Origin of the sequence: Microbispora sp. NPDC046973 (assembly GCF_040644495.1) — a bacterium.
Taxonomy (GTDB): Bacteria; Actinomycetota; Actinomycetes; order Streptosporangiales; family Streptosporangiaceae; genus Microbispora.
The window spans coordinates 103,597-118,903 of record NZ_JBEYWQ010000005.1 but is presented as its reverse complement, the minus strand read 5'-3'; the positions used below and the strand labels follow the sequence as shown (position 1 = coordinate 118,903).

At 72.8% G+C, this 15,307-nt stretch carries 13 protein-coding genes and 1 pseudogene; 3 read left to right on the top strand and 11 right to left on the bottom strand.

What is annotated here, in order from left to right; all coding sequences use genetic code 11:
• Nucleotides 1-32 precede the first annotated feature (32 nt).
• Together ABZ860_RS12900 and ABZ860_RS12895 are read right to left on the bottom strand one after the other, a co-directional pair.
• Nucleotides 33-1,337 carry an ammonium transporter gene (locus tag ABZ860_RS12900; protein WP_357219126.1) on the bottom strand — a complete coding sequence of 435 codons (1,305 nt, stop codon included), beginning with the start codon at nucleotides 1,335-1,337 and terminating at the stop codon, nucleotides 33-35.
• A 160-nt stretch (nucleotides 1,338-1,497) separates the two neighbouring features.
• Nucleotides 1,498-2,262 carry a dienelactone hydrolase family protein gene (locus ABZ860_RS12895; RefSeq protein WP_357219124.1) on the bottom strand — a complete coding sequence of 255 codons (765 nt, stop codon included), beginning with the start codon at nucleotides 2,260-2,262 and terminating at the stop codon, nucleotides 1,498-1,500.
• Between the two features lie 74 nt (nucleotides 2,263-2,336).
• On the opposite strand from ABZ860_RS12895, the gene ABZ860_RS12890 reads away from it, so the two are divergent.
• On the top strand, nucleotides 2,337-3,173 hold the full coding sequence (locus ABZ860_RS12890; protein ID WP_357219121.1) for a helix-turn-helix transcriptional regulator: 837 nt from the start codon (nucleotides 2,337-2,339) through the stop codon (nucleotides 3,171-3,173).
• Nucleotides 3,174-3,180: 7 nt separating this feature from the next.
• On the opposite strand, the gene ABZ860_RS12885 is transcribed toward ABZ860_RS12890, so the two are convergent.
• The 4 genes from ABZ860_RS12885 to ABZ860_RS12870 all read right to left on the bottom strand — a co-directional run bounded on the left by ABZ860_RS12885 (nucleotide 3,181) and on the right by ABZ860_RS12870 (nucleotide 7,085).
• Nucleotides 3,181-5,442, bottom strand: a complete 2,262-nt coding sequence (locus ABZ860_RS12885) for a catalase (protein WP_357219118.1) — start codon at nucleotides 5,440-5,442, stop codon at nucleotides 3,181-3,183.
• A 43-nt stretch (nucleotides 5,443-5,485) separates the two neighbouring features.
• A complete protein-coding gene (locus ABZ860_RS12880) occupies nucleotides 5,486-6,121 on the bottom strand; it encodes an ATP-binding cassette domain-containing protein (RefSeq protein WP_357219116.1) in 636 nt (211 codons plus the stop codon).
• Nucleotides 6,122-6,168: 47 nt separating this feature from the next.
• Nucleotides 6,169-6,306, bottom strand: coding sequence for a hypothetical protein (locus ABZ860_RS12875; protein WP_357219114.1), 138 nt, complete (start codon nucleotides 6,304-6,306; stop codon nucleotides 6,169-6,171).
• A gap of 155 nt (nucleotides 6,307-6,461) precedes the next feature.
• Entirely contained in the window at nucleotides 6,462-7,085 is a 624-nt protein-coding gene (locus tag ABZ860_RS12870) for an NAD(P)H-binding protein (RefSeq protein WP_357219111.1), read from the bottom strand.
• 102 nt (nucleotides 7,086-7,187) lie between these two features.
• Between ABZ860_RS12870 and ABZ860_RS12865 the strand changes: the two genes are divergently transcribed.
• Nucleotides 7,188-7,574 (top strand): helix-turn-helix domain-containing protein, encoded by a 387-nt coding sequence (locus ABZ860_RS12865; RefSeq protein WP_142563501.1) that lies wholly within the window; start codon nucleotides 7,188-7,190, stop codon nucleotides 7,572-7,574.
• A gap of 15 nt (nucleotides 7,575-7,589) precedes the next feature.
• Here the strand turns inward: ABZ860_RS12865 and ABZ860_RS12860 are convergent, their stop codons facing one another.
• Nucleotides 7,590-7,937, bottom strand: coding sequence for a helix-turn-helix domain-containing protein (locus ABZ860_RS12860; RefSeq protein WP_357219108.1), 348 nt, complete (start codon nucleotides 7,935-7,937; stop codon nucleotides 7,590-7,592).
• On the opposite strand from ABZ860_RS12860, the pseudogene ABZ860_RS12855 reads away from it, so the two are divergent.
• Nucleotides 7,831-8,367, top strand: a pseudogene (locus ABZ860_RS12855) (carboxymuconolactone decarboxylase family protein); the annotation flags it as partial. The gene ABZ860_RS12860 and the pseudogene ABZ860_RS12855 sit on opposite strands and share 107 nt — an antisense overlap.
• A 124-nt stretch (nucleotides 8,368-8,491) precedes the next feature.
• Here the strand turns inward: ABZ860_RS12855 and atzF are convergent.
• The 4 genes from atzF to ABZ860_RS12835 are packed head-to-tail and all read right to left on the bottom strand — an operon-like array spanning nucleotide 8,492 to nucleotide 15,234.
• Nucleotides 8,492-10,243 carry an allophanate hydrolase gene (gene atzF, locus ABZ860_RS12850; RefSeq protein ID WP_357219105.1) on the bottom strand — a complete coding sequence of 584 codons (1,752 nt, stop codon included), beginning with the start codon at nucleotides 10,241-10,243 and terminating at the stop codon, nucleotides 8,492-8,494.
• A complete protein-coding gene (locus tag ABZ860_RS12845; protein ID WP_357219103.1) occupies nucleotides 10,236-13,784 on the bottom strand; it encodes a 5-oxoprolinase/urea amidolyase family protein in 3,549 nt (1,182 codons plus the stop codon). Before ABZ860_RS12845 ends, atzF begins: the two co-directional genes overlap by 8 nt.
• On the bottom strand, nucleotides 13,781-14,422 hold the full coding sequence (locus ABZ860_RS12840) for an urea amidolyase associated protein UAAP2 (RefSeq protein ID WP_357219101.1): 642 nt from the start codon (nucleotides 14,420-14,422) through the stop codon (nucleotides 13,781-13,783). The genes ABZ860_RS12845 and ABZ860_RS12840 overlap by 4 nt, the downstream gene beginning before the upstream one ends.
• Nucleotides 14,419-15,234, bottom strand: coding sequence for an urea amidolyase associated protein UAAP1 (locus ABZ860_RS12835; RefSeq protein WP_357219098.1), 816 nt, complete (start codon nucleotides 15,232-15,234; stop codon nucleotides 14,419-14,421). Before ABZ860_RS12835 ends, ABZ860_RS12840 begins: the two co-directional genes overlap by 4 nt.
• Between the last annotated feature and the right edge of the window lie 73 nt (nucleotides 15,235-15,307).

Below are 15,307 nucleotides of genomic sequence, written 5' to 3'. Positions count from 1 at the left end.
GGCGGCGAACCCGCTCGGACCGATCAGGCCGATCAGGTCGTGGGACGCGGATCCGGCTGGGCCGGCGCGGGGCGATGGGTGCGCAGCCGCACGGCGTGGTCGAGCACGCCGTGGTCGTAGGCGGTCTCGGCGTGCAGCGCCAGATCGACGCCGGACACCTCGTCCTCCTCGCTCACGCGGAAACCCATCAGCCGGTGGATCAGCTTGCCGATCCCGTAGGTGACCGCGAAGGCGTACAGCGCGACCACCGGGACCGCCATCGCCTGCTTGCCCAGCTGGGCCAGCCCGCCGCCGTACAGCAGGCCCCGGGGACCGTCGGCGCCGGTGAGCGTGCGGGTGGCCAGCAGCCCGATGAGCAGCGTGCCGACGATGCCCCCGACCAGATGCACGCCGACCACGTCGAGGGAGTCGTCGTAGCCGTGCCGGAACTTCCAGCCGACCGCCTGCGAGCAGATCATGCCGGCGGCCAGGCCGATCACCAGGGCGCCCAGCACGTCGACCGAGCCGCACGACGGTGTGATCGCGACCAGCCCGGCCACGACGCCCGAGGCGACCCCGAACGTCGTGGGGTGGCCGTCGCGGCGCTGCTCCACCAGCAGCCAGCCCAGCAGGCCGGTGCAGCCGGCGGCCAGAGTGTTGAGGAAGACGGCCGCGGCGGTGCCGTCCGCGGCCAGCGCGGAACCGGCGTTGAATCCGAACCAGCCGAACCACAGCAGCCCGGCGCCGAGCAGCACCAGGGGCAGGTTGTGCGGGCGCATGGCCTCGGCCTTGAACCCGATCCGCGGCCCGAGCACCAGGGCCATGGCGAGCCCGGAGGCCCCCGAGGTGATCTCCACGACCAGGCCGCCCGCGTAGTCGAGCGTGCCCATGGCGTGGATCCAGCCGCCGGGGCCCCACACCCAGTGGGCGATGGGCGCGTAGACCGCGAGCGCCCACACCGGGACGAAGACCATCCAGGCCGAGAAGCGGGCCCGGTCGGCGATGGCGCCGCTGATCAGTGCGGCAGTGATGACGGCGAAGGTGAGCTGGAACGTCGCGAACAGCAGCGTCGGCACCTGCCCGGTGACCGATTCGGTGGTGATGTCGCGCAGCCCCACGTGGGCCAGGGCGCCGATGAGTCCCCCGATGTCGGGGCCGAACGCCAGGCTGTATCCGGCGGCCAGCCAGACGAGGGTGACCAGGGCGATCGAGACGAAGCTCATCATGATCATGTTGAGCACGCTCTTGGCCCTGACCATCCCGCCGTAGAAGAACGCCAGGCCCGGCGTCATCAGCAGGACGAGCGCGGTACAGGCCAGGAGCCAGGCGGTGGCGCCGCCATCTACCTTCACCGGCATGTCATCGCCTCACACTCCTCACGGTGGTCGGCCGGCGGGCTCCGCCACGGCCGCACCATGAGACTCACCGCTGGCCGTTTCATGGCGTATTCGGGAGTGTTACTTGGATGTTTCTTATTGCGAGGGCGTTACCGGCTCCTCACCGTCGCCGGGTGTTCCGTCACATCGTCAGTTCTTCGGCCAGCAGCTCTCGTACGCGCCGCCAGGCGTCGCCGGCCGCCGTCGCGTCGAACGTGTCGCGGCGGTCGCAGAGGAACCCGTGACCGACGCCGGGGTATTCGACGATCTCGTGGCGTACGGCGGCGGCCCGCAGCGCGTCCGCGATCATCCGGCGGTGGCCGGGCGGAACGACATGGTCCTCGGCGCCCACGAGGACCAGCACGCGCCCGGTGATGCCGGGGGTCAGCGCGAGCGTCGGTTCCGGACGGCTGAGGGGGATGTCGGTGGCCGGGATCCAGCCGCCGTAGGCGACGGCCACCGCCGCGAGGTCCAGGCGGGCGGCCGCGAGGTAGGCCACGTGGCCGCCGAGGCTCAGGCCGACCATGCCGACACGCGCGCAGCCGCGCGCACGCAGGTGCTCCATCGCGGCGCGCACGTCGCGCACCACCTGATCCCGTGTCAGCCGGTGCAGGAGTTCGAAGCCGCGCTCACGGCCCGCCGCGTCGTGCGGGAGCTCGATCCCGGGGGCGTCGCGGTGGTAGAGGTCCGGCGCCAGCGCGACGTATCCGTCCATGGCGAGCCGCTCGCAGACGTCGCGCACGTGGGCGCTGACGCCGAAGAGCTCCATCGCCACCACCACGCCGGGAAAGGGCCCGGGGCCCGCCGGGCGGGCGAGGAAGGCGCCCATCCGCGACCCGTCGGAGACGGACATCTCCACCGACTCGGTGAGGATCCGATGCGGAGCGCGCGAAGATCGTGTAGTCACGACACGACGCTAATGTCAGCCCTCAGCCGTAACCACAGGACGTTCATGCTAGTAACCGCAGTATCAGGATCGCGATGACCGATGCCGCCGATCCCACGCGGCTGAGGGAGCTGGGCGATTTCCTGCGCTCCCGGAGGAACCGCCTGCGCCCCGCCGACGTCGGTCTTCCCCCGGGCGCCCGCCGCCGCACGCCCGGCCTGCGCCGGGAGGAGGTCGCCACGCTCGCGGCGATCTCCCCGACCTACCTCGCGTTCCTCGAGCAGGGCCGGGACGTGCGCCCCTCGCAGCAGGTCCTCGACGCGCTGGCCGGCGCTCTGCGCCTCAGCGCCGCAGAACGCGCGCACCTGCACGAACTCGTCCACCGCGCCGCGCCACCGGTCGTCGCGCCGGGCGGGGAGAGCCTTCCGCCCGCCGTCGCGGCGCTCGTCGACCGGCTCGACCCGTCTCCCGCCTACGTCACGGGACGGCGCTGGGACGTGCTCGCGGCCAACCGCGCCGCCCGTGCGCTGTGGACCGACTGGCTCCTGCTCGCGCCCGGCGCCCGCAACATGCTCTGGTGGATGTTCACCGACCCGGCCGCGCGAACCGTCTTCGTCGAGTGGGAGCGGGAGGCGTCCGCGCAGCTCGCGCGCTTCCGTTCCGCCGCCGCCCGCCACCCGGGCGACCGCGGCTTCGCGGAGCTGGCCGCGCGGCTCAAGGCCGCCAGCCCGGAGGTGCGCGCGTGGTGGCCGCGGCACGACATCGCGCCGCTGAGTTCGGGCACCAAGCGACTGCGGCATCCGCTTCTCGGCGAGCTCGAACTGCGGCATGTCGTCCTCCTCACCGCCGACGACGTCGAGCAGAAGCTCGTCGCCTTCCTCGCTTCGGATTCCGACCAGGCGCGGATCGCAGAGCTGATCGACGCCGGGTAGCCGCGCGTCAGGCCACCGAGGCGGGGAACCGCTCCCAGACGCGGTGGGCGGCCATCAGCCGCTGCACAGCGGTGAAGACGTCGGCGGCGGAGTCACCGGAGACGACGCCGGGCGTGCCCGAGACTCCGGCCTGTGCCAGCAGCTTCGCGCCCGCGCCCCAGGCGCCGATCGCCTTGGCGTGCCGCCAGCACTCCTCGATCATGAGCGTCACCCGCAGGTCGGCCGCGGCGGAGTCGCCGGCGCCCGCCTTGGCGTCGCGCGCGGGCAGGGCGTCGGGGGCCGGCGCCGGCGCGGCCGCCAGCAGCAGGGCGTCGAACTCGATCGACCTGGCGGTGGCGAAGGTCCGCTGCACGGGCATGTCGCTCAGCATTCCGCCGTGCGGGGCGATCAGCAGCGGCACCATGCCGGCGGCGAACACGGCCCTGCGCAGGTCGCGTACGCCGTCGAGGTCGGCGCCTTCGTCCGCGACGATGCCGACCGTGCGGCCGTCGGCCGGCCACTCCTTGCCCACCTGCGACAGCGCGGGACTGGGCGCGGGCTCGGCGAGCGGCAGGGCCGGCTCCGGCGCGGGCAGGCCCAGCCCGGTGGCGACCTCCCGGCAGAGGACCGGGTCGATGTTCGCCAGGCACTGAAGCTGACGCTCCTTGATCGCCTGCTCGTAGCACTTGCCCAGCTCGAAGGTGTAGGCGCGGATGATGTGCTCCTTCTCCACCGGCGACATGCTCAGCCAGAACAGGCGCGCCTGGCTGAAGTGGTCGTCGAAGGACACGGGGGTGGCGCGGACCTTCCTCGCCCGCGCGACCTCGACCGGTGTGTCGACGAACGCGTTCTCGGCGTCACCGGCCACGAACGGGTTGCCGCCGTCCAGCGAGTTCGGCCGGTACGGCGCGACTCCGGCGTGCACGGCGTGCTGGTGGAAGCCGTCCCGGAGCATGTCGTTGACCGGGCAGTGCGGCCGGTTGATCGGGATCTGCGCGAAGTTCGGGCCGCCCAGCCGGGTGATCTGCGTGTCGAGGTAGGAGAACAGCCGCGTCTGCAGCAGCGGGTCGTTGGTGACGTCGATGCCCGGCGGCAGGTGGCCGACGTGGAAGGCGACCTGCTCGACCTCGGCGAAGAAGTTCGTCGGCGTCCGGTTGAGCGTCATCCGCCCGACGGCCTGCACCGGCGCGAGCTCCTCGGGCACGATCTTGGTCGGGTCGAGCAGATCGATGCCCTCGAAGGTCTGGTCGGGGGTGTCGGGGAACACCTGGATGCCGAGCTCCCACTCGGGGTAGGCGCCGGCCTCGATCGCGTCGTACAGATCACGACGGTGGAAGTCCGGGTCCATCCCGCCGAGCATCTGCGCCTCCTCCCAGGTCAGGGAGTGCACGCCGAGCTTGGGCTTCCAGTGGAACTTGACCAGCACCGTCTCCCCGGCCTCGTTGACGAGCCGGAAGGTGTGGACGCCGAAGCCCTCCATCATCCGGAAGGACCGCGGGATCCCGCGGTCGGACATGTTCCACATGGTGTGGTGCTGCGCCTCGGTGTGCAGGGAGACGAAGTCCCAGAACGTGTCGTGCGCGCTCTGCGCCTGGGGGATCTCCCTGTCGGGGTGCGGCTTGCCCGCGTGGATCACGTCGGGGAACTTGATGCCGTCCTGGATGAAGAACACCGGCATGTTGTTCGCCACGAGGTCGAAGGTGCCCTCGTCGGTGTAGAACTTCGTCGCGAAGCCGCGCGTGTCGCGGACCGTGTCGGCCGAGCCGCGCGAGCCGAGGACGGTGGAGAACCGCACGAAGACGTCGGTCTTCTTCCCCTTCTTGAGGAAGCCGGCCCTGGTCACCGCCGAGGCGGTGCCGTACGCCTCGAACACGCCGTGGGCGCCGGCGCCCCGGGCGTGGACGACCCGCTCGGGGATGCGCTCGTGGTCGAAGTGCGTGATCTTCTCGCGCAGGTGGTGGTCCTGCAGCAGGGTCGGGCCGCGCTCGCCCGCCTTCAGCGAGTGATCGGTGTCGCGCAGCCGTGCCCCCTGCGCGGTGGTGAGATAGGCGCCCTGCTGGCCCTTCGAGGTGGCGGGCGCGCCGGTCTCCGCTCCGGTCGGCGTGACGGTCGCGGGGGCGCCCTGTTCGTCTTTCGGCGGCAGCGGGTCGCGCGGCGTCGTCGGCTCCTCGACGGTCGCCGGGGCGCTGCCCGGCGAGCCGGGAACGTCCGGCGTCAGGAAGTCGGCCACCTTCTCGGCGGCGTTCTCCACCACGTCCTTGACGGCCTTGGCGGGCTTGCTGGCGTCCATTCGGCGTTCCTCCATGGAGCGGTACGGGCACGTCCGCGCCGCATTACCCGCTGGTAGGAGGACGAAACATCCGCCCGCGCCGGCCGGCGCAGCGCAGCGGGCCCCTGTCAATGGAGGTTGAGGACCGCCGCCGGGCCGGGCGTCTGGTGCTGATGCCGCACCAGGTGGGCGTAGTGGCCGCCGTGCGCCATGAGCTGGCGGTGGGTGCCGGCCTCGGTGATCTGCCGCGGTGCAGCACGACGATCAGATCCGCGTCCTGGATCGTGGACAGCCGGTGGGCGATGATGATCTGGGTCTGACCGAGCTTGAGCAGGTTGCGGCGGGTGCGTTCCTCTGTGACCGCGTCCAGCGCCGCCGTGGGCTCGTCCAGCAGCAGGATGCGTGGGCGGTGAACCAGAGCGCGGGCCAGCGCCAGGCGCTGGCGCTGGCCGCCCGACAGGCGCGTGCTGCCCTCGCCGACGTGGGTGTCGTAGCCCTGTGGGAGGCGCACGATCTCGTCATGGAGCTCGGCCAGGCGTGCCGCGTGCTCGATCACCTGCCGGTTGACGGGGGTGAAGCCCGCGATGCCGTCGAGCGTGAACGGGTGGAATCCGAGCGTCTTGGTGATCAACTGTCCGCCGGCCCGGTTCCACAACGGCACCGGGGCCTCCGGATCATTGGTCACCACCGTGTCGGCCACGGTCGGGGCTCCCCGCTGTCCACGAGGCCGCGGTCATCGCGCTCGGATCACGTCTTCCAGCAGTCGCCCTTCTGGCTGGCGGTGCACACATAGGTGCTCCAGTCCGGCTCCATGCCCGCGATCACCTCCAGCTCCTCTCCCTCGAGCGGGGAGACACCGGCGGGGAGGTCCTCGATGTTCAGCATGACGTTCACCCCCTTCTGGTTTCGCAGGGCCGCGATCACGACCCCTGCGGGCGATGGTCGTGATCATCACTTGCGAGTCACCGCAGAACGGCTGGGAGCGATCGCGAAAGGCAGCTCGGCGACTCACGGGGTCGGATCGCCGAGCGCCTCGGGCGTCACGCCTCCCGGATGCTGACGGCGGCGCGATGGTGGCGGGGTGCCTCGACCTCGTCGAGCAGCGCGATCGCGAAGTCCGCGTACGTGATCCGGCTGGCCGGGTCGCCGTGATCGGCGAGCTGATACCGGCCGGCGCGCGTGCCGTCATGGTCGAAGTCGCCCGCGGGCGCCACGTACGCCCAGTCCAGGTCGCAGGTCCGAAGCTCGTCGAGGCCTGCGGCGTGGCCCAGGTAGAAGGCGCGATACTCATTGGGATAGCCGGGCTCGTCCATCAGGAGAGCGCCGGAGGCCCCGGGCAGGACCGACGCGAGACCGACCACCACCAGGCGGGACACGCCCGCCTTGGCCAGGCCGGTGGACAGGGCGCGGGCCGACGCGGTGAAGAACTCGTGCGGTGACGCGGACAGGTCCGCCGCGGCGCTGATGGCGGCGTCATGCCCGGCGGCCGCGCGCTCGACGCTCACCGGGTCCGTGACGTCGCCCGCCACCACCCGCACGTCGCCCAGGTCGCCGTGGCCTGCGGGGTCGCGCACCACGGCGGTGACCTGGTGGCCGCGCCTGCGCGCCTCCGCGACCGCCTGCCGCCCGGCCCGGCCACCTGCTCCGAAAACCACGATGTTCATGGCGAATCACCTCTCACCAGGGCCGGAGCCCGTGTGCCCGGCCGATGCCCGGACGCTATCCGGAGCCGCGGTTACCGCCGGGATACCGGTTATCGTGAGGCCATGAGGGAACCCCTGCCCGCCGACATGTTCGACGAGCTGTGTCCGTCCTCGCTCAATCCGATCCGATTCGGTGACAAGTGGGCGCCGCTCATCATCCGCTGCCTGGAACACGGGCCGCGCCGGTTCTCCGAGCTACGCGTCCCGCTGAACCGCGTCACGCCCAAGGTCCTCACCCAGTCGCTGCGGTCCCTCGAACGGGACGGCCTGGTCAAGCGCACCGTCTACGCCGAGGCCACCCCGCATGTCGAGTACGAGCTGACTCCGCTCGGCCGCAGCATGCTCGAACCGCTGGCGGTCGCCTGCGCCTGGGCGGCGGAGCACTGGGACGAGCTGCTCGACGCCCGCGAGTCGTACGACGACGCCGCCCGCCTCGACCGCGCCGGCTGACGCGGCCGGCCCGAATCACTCCGCGGGCGCCTCGCCCACCTCTTCGGCCCAGCGGCGGCTCCAGGCGGTGAGTGGCGCGAGCGCCTCGACGAGGTCCCGGCCGAGGGCCGTGAGCCGGTAGCCGTCGTCGTGCAGCGCGGTCAGGCGGGCGGCGGTCAGTTCGTCGAGCCGGGTGCTGAGCACGCTGGACGACATGCGTTCGCAGCGGCGCTGCAGTTCCCGGAAGCCCGCGGGGGCCTGGCTCAGCTCCCACAGGATGCGCATCGTCCAGCGCCGTCCGAGCAGGTCGAGCGCGGCCATCACCGGACGGCCGGACTCCGATCCCCGCACCGGCACACCCGGCCGGGGCGCCCTTGCTGCCATGCCCGCTCCCTTGCGCTTCGCTTATCGAAGCATCATAGTGGTTCGAAAATCGAAGCAGGAGTGCGCCATGTCGCGAATCGAACCGCTCGTCCCGCCCTATCCCCCCTCCGTCGGTCAGGCGCTCCGCCGCTGGATGCCGCCCGGCGTGCCGTACGAGCCGCTCCGGCTGTTCCGTGTCCTGCAGCGCAACCAGGAGCTGGCGTCGCGGATGTTCCCCCTGGGAGCCGGGCTGCTGGGGCACGGGCTCCTGCCCGCCGCCGACCGGGAGCTCGTCATCGCCCGGGTGACCGCTCGCGCCGGCTGCGGCTACGAATGGGGTGTGCACGCGGCGACCCTCGCCCAGCAGGCCGGGCTCAGCCTCGAGCGGCTGCGGGCGACCGCCGCCCCGGAGGTCGACGGCTCCTGGCCGCCGCGTCAGACGGCACTGCTGAACGCGGTCGACGAACTGCACGAGACCGCGCGGCTGTCGCAGCCCGCCTGGGACGCCCTGCGCGTCCACTACGAGGACGAGCAGTTGCTCGAATTCCTCGTCCTGGCCGGTTGGTACCGGACCATCAGCTACCTGGCGAACGGACTCCTGCTGGAGGAGGAACCCTGGGCCGTCCCGCTCCCCCGGCATCCGCAGCCCACTCAAGACGCGACAGGGAACCAGTCGTATGGTCCTCCAGGGATCGCAGGTAGGCGCGCCACCCCCCGTGCGAGGTGATGTCGGCCGCGCCCCGCAGCCCTTCCGGCGCGCACAGGAAGCCGGGCGCGTTCGTGCCGTCGGCCAGTTCGACCCGCCCCAGCGCCATCGGGCGGGGAAGGGCCGCGAGCAGGTCGCCCAGCCCTTCGGCGGGAAGTTCCCACACCTCGCACTCGATGGCCGCGCCGTTCTCCGGAACCCGGACGAGCCCGGGCTTGGGCGGGTCGGTGGTCAGGGCGTGCAGCCGGTAGCGCGCGGCGGTCCTGGTGGTGGCCAGCAGGCGGGCGCCGCGCGTGGTGAGCTCGTGGTTGAGCGGTTGTCCTGACAGGTGCGCGCCCACCACGGCCAGGCGGACGGCCGGCCGGAGCAGCCGGGCGATCGCGGCCAGGTCGTCGTCGGCGTGGGCGCGGCCGACCAGCATGACCCCGTACGGCAGCCCGTCCACCTGACCGGCGGGTACCGCCAGTGCGCACATGTCGAAGAGGTTGACGAAGTTGGTGAAGCGGCCGAGGTCGCTGTTGACGCCGATGGGGTCGGCCGCGACCTGCGTCAGGGTGGGGTGGCGGGGGGTGACCGGCAGGAGCAGGGCGTCGCGGTCGCCGAGCAGGGACAGGGCCCGCTCGCGCAGTGCCGTGAGCCGTTCCCTGTCGGCGAACAGGCGGTGGGCGGGCAGGTCGCGGGCCGCGGTGATGATGGAGGCGACGACGGGATCCAGGTCTGGACCACCCTTCTCGACGAACGCGCCGACGGCGGTGTACCGCTCGGCGACGAAGGCCCCCTGGTAGAGCAGCGCGGCGGCCTCCAGGAAGGGGGCGGGGTCGATCGGGCGGGTCTCCACGCCTGCCGAGGCCAGCCTGCCGGCCGTGGCCTCGAACGCCTCGGCCCAGCCAGGGGCGAGCGTGCCGAGGCCGGCCGTGGCGGGCACGGCCACCCGCCAGGGCCCCGGGCGGCGGGCCGGGCGGGCAGCGGGCCGCGCGGAAGGGGCGGCCATGACCGCCAAGGCCTGCTGGGCCTCGGGGAGCGTGCGGGCGAAGACGCTGACGCAGTCCAGGCTCCGGCAGGCCGGGACCACGCCTTCGGTGGGGATCAGACCATAAGTGGGCTTGAGCCCGACGATGCCGTTGAAGGCGGCGGGGACCCGGCCCGAGCCCGCGGTGTCGGTGCCGAGCGCGAGGTCGGCCAGGCCGAGCGCGACGGCGACCGCCGAGCCTGAGCTGGATCCTCCGGAGATCCGGGCCGGGTCGGTGGCGGCGCGCACCGCGCCGTAGGGGCTGCGGGTGCCGACCAGCCCCGTGGCGAACTGATCCAGGTTGGTCGTGCCGAGCACGATCGCGCCGGCCGCGCGGAGCCGGGCCACGGCGGGGGCGTCGGCATCCGGATGGTAGGCGTAGGAGGGGCAGCCGGCGGTGGTCGGCAGTCCGGCCACGTCGATGTTGCCTTTGACGGCCAGCAGGCGGCCCGCGAGAGGGAGGTGTTCGCCGCCCGTCACCCGGGCGTCCACGGCTGCGGCCTCGGCCTCCACCTCGGCCTGCGGCCGCAGGTCGATCCAGATCTCCGGACGGTCCGCCTCGGCGATCCGGGCGTAGGCCCTGCGGACGCGTTCCAGTGCCGTCTCAGCCACGATCACTCCTCAGCACCACCAGCGGGGCGCCCGCCTCCACCTGGTCACCGGGGCCGACCAGGACCCGTTCGACCACGCCGTCGGCGGGGGCCGGGACGGCGGACTCCATCTTCATCGCCTCCAGGACGATCAGCGGCTGGCCCGCGGCGATCCGCCGGCCGGGCGTGACGCTGATCTGCCAGACGCTCGCCGCGAACTCCGCTTCCACCACCTGGCAGCCGGGTGGGACCTCCAGCTCGGTCTCGGCGGGGCTCTGGGGCTGCTCCCCCCGGTCGAACTCGCCCGACGCCTGCCAGGCCGCGCGTTCGGCGGCGAAGGCGGCGGCCTGCCGTTCGCGGAAGGCCGCGATGGAGCCGGCGTGCTCGGCCAGGAAGCGGCGGTAGTCGGCGAGCCGGAAGACCCCTTCTTCGATCTTGGGTTCGAGGCGCCCCGCCGCCAGGTCGGCGCGCAGTTCGAGCAGCTCCTCCGCCGTCACCGGATACCAGCGGATGCGGTCGAAGAAGCGCAGCAGCCAGGGGGATCCGGGCTGGAACGCGCCGCGCTGCTGCCAGCTCGACCACACCTGCGTCGTACGGCCCACGAACTGGTAGCCGCCGGGTCCTTCCATGCCGTAGACGCACAGGTAGGCGCCGCCGATGCCGACGGAGTTCTCCGCGGTCCAGGTGCGGGCGGGGTTGTACTTGGTGGTGACCAGACGGTGCCGGGGGTCGAGCGGGGTGGCCACGGGAGCGCCGAGATAGACGTCGCCGAGCCCGAGGACGAGGTACTCGGCGTCGAAGACGATGCGGTGGACGTCGGCCACCTCCTCAAGCCCGTTCACCCGGCGGATGAACTCGATGTTCGACGGGCACCAGGGCGCGTCGTCGCGCACTCCCGCCATGTAGCGGGCGATGGCCTCCCTGGTGGCAGGGTCGTCCCAGGACAGGGGCAGGTGGACGACGCGGCTGGGCACCTCCAGCTCTCCGGTCGGCGGCAGGCCGGCCTCGATGCGGAGCAGTTCGGCCAGCAGGTCGCGCTGGGAGAGCACGGCCGGGTCGAGATGGACCTGGAGCGAACGGATGCCGGGGGTGAGGTCGACGACGCCGGGCAGGTCCCGGGCGGCGAGCGCCTCCGACAGCGCCTCCGACAGGGCGTGCACGCGCATGCGCAGGCCCAGGTCGAGCTCCATCGGCCCGTACTCGACGAGGATGTTGTCGTCCCCGCTGCGCCGGTAGGTGACGCGGGGCCGGTCAGCGGTCTCGGGGAGGCGGTGGAGCACGCCGCCGTCGCCGGGGACGCCGATCGCGGGGGGCACGGGGACGAAGGTGACGGTGTCTCCGGGCCGGAGCTGGCCGAGTTTCCAGCGTTCGGAGGTGACGACGGTGGCCGGGCAGACGAACCCGCCGAGCGAGGGACCGTCGGGGCCGAGCACGACCGGCATGTCACCGGTGTAGTCGACGGCGCCCACCGAGTAGGGGGTGTCGTGGATGTTGGACGGGTGCAGTCCCGCCTCGCCTCCGTCGAGGCGTGCCCAGCGCGGTTTGGGGCCGATCAGGCGGACGCCGGTGCGGGCGGAGTTGTGGTGGACCTTCCATTGGGCGGCGTAGAAGTCGCGGATGTCGTCGTCGGTGAAGAACTCGGGGTTGGCGTGCGGGCCCTCGACCACGCCGATCCGCCAGGCGCGCGAGAACTCGGGCCGCTCCCCTGTCTCCGCGCCGCCCTCCGCCAGATGTCCCCCGTCCTTGAGGTGTCCCCCGTGCAGGACGTCACCGGCGCGCAGGGCTCGTCCGCCGTGGCCGCCGAACCCGCCGAGCGTGAACGTCGCGGCGCTGCCCAGGTAGGCGGGAACGTCGAACCCGCCCGCGATGAGCAGGTAGACGCGCAGTCCCGGCCCTTCGGCGGCGCCGATGTCCAGCACGCCGCCGGCGGGCACGGTGACCGGCTCCCACTGCGGGACGGGCGTGCCGTCCACGGTGACGGGCGCGGGAGCGCCGGTGACGTAGACGGTGGTGGCGTGGCTGAAGCGCAGCGCCGGGCCGCGCAGCGTGCACTCCAGCCCGGGTGCGCCGGGATCGTTGCCCAGGGCGGTGTTGCCGTACCTGAAGGAGCGGTCGTCCATCGGTCCCGACGGCGGGACGCCCACCTGCCAGTAGCCGGTCCGTCCCGGCCAGTCCTGGACGGTGGTGAGAGTGCCGGGCCGCACCACCTCGATGCGGCGGGAGCCGTCGGTGAGCCCGGCCAGGGTGGCGGTGCCGTGTGTGGCCGCCCGCACGGAGGGATCCCCCACGGCGGCGCGCAGCAGCCCGAGGTTCGTCTCGACGCCGTCGATTCGGGTCTCGGCCAGCGCCGCGGCCAACCGGTCGAGGGCCTGGTCCCGGTCGGCGCCGTGCGCGACGACCTTGGCGAGCAGCGGGTCGTAGGCGCTGCTGACCTGGGTGCCCGTCTCCACCCAGCCGTCGACCCGCACGCCCGCGGGGAAGGACACGCGGGTGAGCAGGCCCGCGCTGGGCCGGTGGTCGCGGCTCGGATCCTCGGCGTACACCCGCGCCTCGACGGCGTGGCCGGTGGCGGCGGGCGGGTTCCGCAGGGCGGCGTGCACGTGGCTCACGTCGCCCTGGGCCAGGCGCAGCATCCACTCGACCAGGTCGACCCCGTAGATCGCCTCGGTGACGGGGTGCTCGACCTGCAGCCGGGTGTTGACCTCCAGGAAGTACGGCTCGGCGCGCGCCGGGTCGTAGATGAACTCGACGGTGCCCGCCGATCGGTAGCGCACGGAGGCGCACAGGCCGGCGGCGCTCTCGGCCAGCCTGGCCCGGACCAGCGGCGGCAGGCCGGGGGCGGGAGCCTCCTCCAGCACCTTCTGGTGACGCCGCTGCAGCGAGCAGTCGCGGTCGCCGAACGTGACGACGTTGCCCATGCCGTCGCCGAACACCTGGACCTCGACGTGCCGGCCGCCCTCGACCAGGCGTTCCAGGAACAGCCCGGCCGAGGCGAAGCTGGCGGCGGCCGTGCGCTGGACGCTCTCCCACGCCTGGGCCAGTTCACCGGCGTCGCGGCAGGCGCGCATGCCGATGCCGCCGCCTCCGCCGGTGGCCTTGAGCATGACCGGGTAGCCGATGTCCCGCGCGGCGCTCAGGGCCGCGTCCAGGTCGGGGAGCAGGCCGGTGCCCGGGAGCAGGGGCACGCCGGCCCGCTCGGCGGCGGCGCGGGCGGTGTGCTTGGCGCCGAACAGGTCGAGCTGGCCGGGGGTGGGACCGACGAAGGCCAGCCCGGCGGCTTCGACCCGGCGCGCGAAGGCGGCGTCTTCGGACAGGAAGCCGTAGCCGGGGTGGACGGCGTCGGCGCCGCTGTCCAATGCGGCCTGGAGCACCCGGTCGGTGTCCAGGTAGCTCTCACGGGCGGGGGCGGGGCCGAGCCGTACGGCGTGGTCGGCCAGGCGGACGTGGGCGGCGCCCCGGTCGGCGTCGGAGTAGACGGCGACCGTGCGCAGGCCCAGGCGGCGGGCGGTGGCGATGACGCGGACGGCGATCTCGCCCCGGTTGGCGATGAGGAGGGTGTTCATCGGACCGTCATCCGGACGGGGGTGGGGTCGAAGCCGTTGCACGGGTTGTTGATCTGCGGGCAGTTGGAGACCAGGACCAGCACGTCGGTCTCGGCGCGCAGGGTGACGGCGAGGCCGGGGGCGGAGATGCCGTCCACGATGCCGAGCGTGCCGTCGGGTTCGACCGGGACGTTCATGAACCAGTTGATGTTGCTGACCAGGTCGCGTTTGCCGAGCCCGTGGCGGCTGCCCTCGATGAGGAAGTTCTCCACGCAGGCGTGCTGGGAGTAGGTGTGGTGTCCGTAGCGCAGCGTGTTGGACTCCTTGGAGCAGGCGCCGCCGACGGTGTCGTGACGGCCGCAGGTGTCGGCGACGACGGTCATCAGCGGGGTGTGCTCGTTGGACAGCAGCACGCTGCCGGTGGTGAGGAAGATGGTGCCCTGGGCCTGGATGGTGTCGGGGGCGCTGTAGCGCACGGCGGTGTCGTGCGCGTCGTACAGCAGGCAGTCGACGGCCTGGTTGCCGCCGAGGTCGGTGATGGTCAGCTCCTGCCCGGCGCGGATGACCGCCGACCAGGGGGCGCGGGCGGGCACGATCACATCGAGCACGGGCACATCGACCACGGGCGCGTCGAGCGTGGGAACGTCGGGCACGGTCATCGGGTCACCTCGGCGGTGTTGAGGAAGGCGCGGCGGCCTTCGGGGCTCGCCTGCCACAGGGGGTCGTCGGGGCCGGTGGGCCGGGCACGCCAGGCCAGGACTTCCAGCGGGGTGCAGGTGAAGGCGGGGCGCGGGTCCATGGGGTGCGCGGTGTTGGCGATCAGCACGGTCAGCGGCATTTCGGCGCGCAGGGTGACGGACGCGCCGGGCCCGGCGGAGCCGGTGAAGGTCAGGCCGCCGTCGGGGCCGACCACGACCCCCTGGAAGAAGGAGATCGAGGGGGGCAGGTCCCGCGGCTGGAGCCCGTGCTTGGCGGCGGCCAGCGTGAACAGCTCGCGCCCGGCGGGGGCGGGGCCGTGCGGGGAGCCGTCGCCGTAACGCTCGGTGTTGCGCCGCAGGGTGGAGGTCCCGCACACGGTGTCGTGGCGGCCCGAGGTGTCGGCGACCACGGATGCCAGCACGCGGCCCTGGTCCGACAGCAGCAGGTGGCCTTCGCCCAGGTAGGCGTTCCACAGCACCTTGACGGTGTCGGCGACGTTGAGCCGTTCCCAGGGGCGGCCGTCCACGTAGACGAGCAGGTGCGCGCAGGCGTCGCCGGCCAGGTCGGTGAGGCGCAGTTCGGTGCCCCGGGCCAGCACCCTGTGGGTGTAGCCGCCCCCGGCGACGGTCTCGGCCCACACGAGGTCGGCGGGGTCGACGCCGTCGGGCGGGGCGGGCCAGTCCGAGGCCGGAAGCACCGGCATGGTGTCGCTTCTGCTGCCTTCCTGGGCTCGGGCGTGCTCTCGCGCGCCGTACGTCGTGCTGGTCGCCATGACGCGTTCTCCTCAGGGGGGGTGAGTTTCTGTCGCATGACAGAAATTAGGCGGCCGATGTTTCGCCTCACGC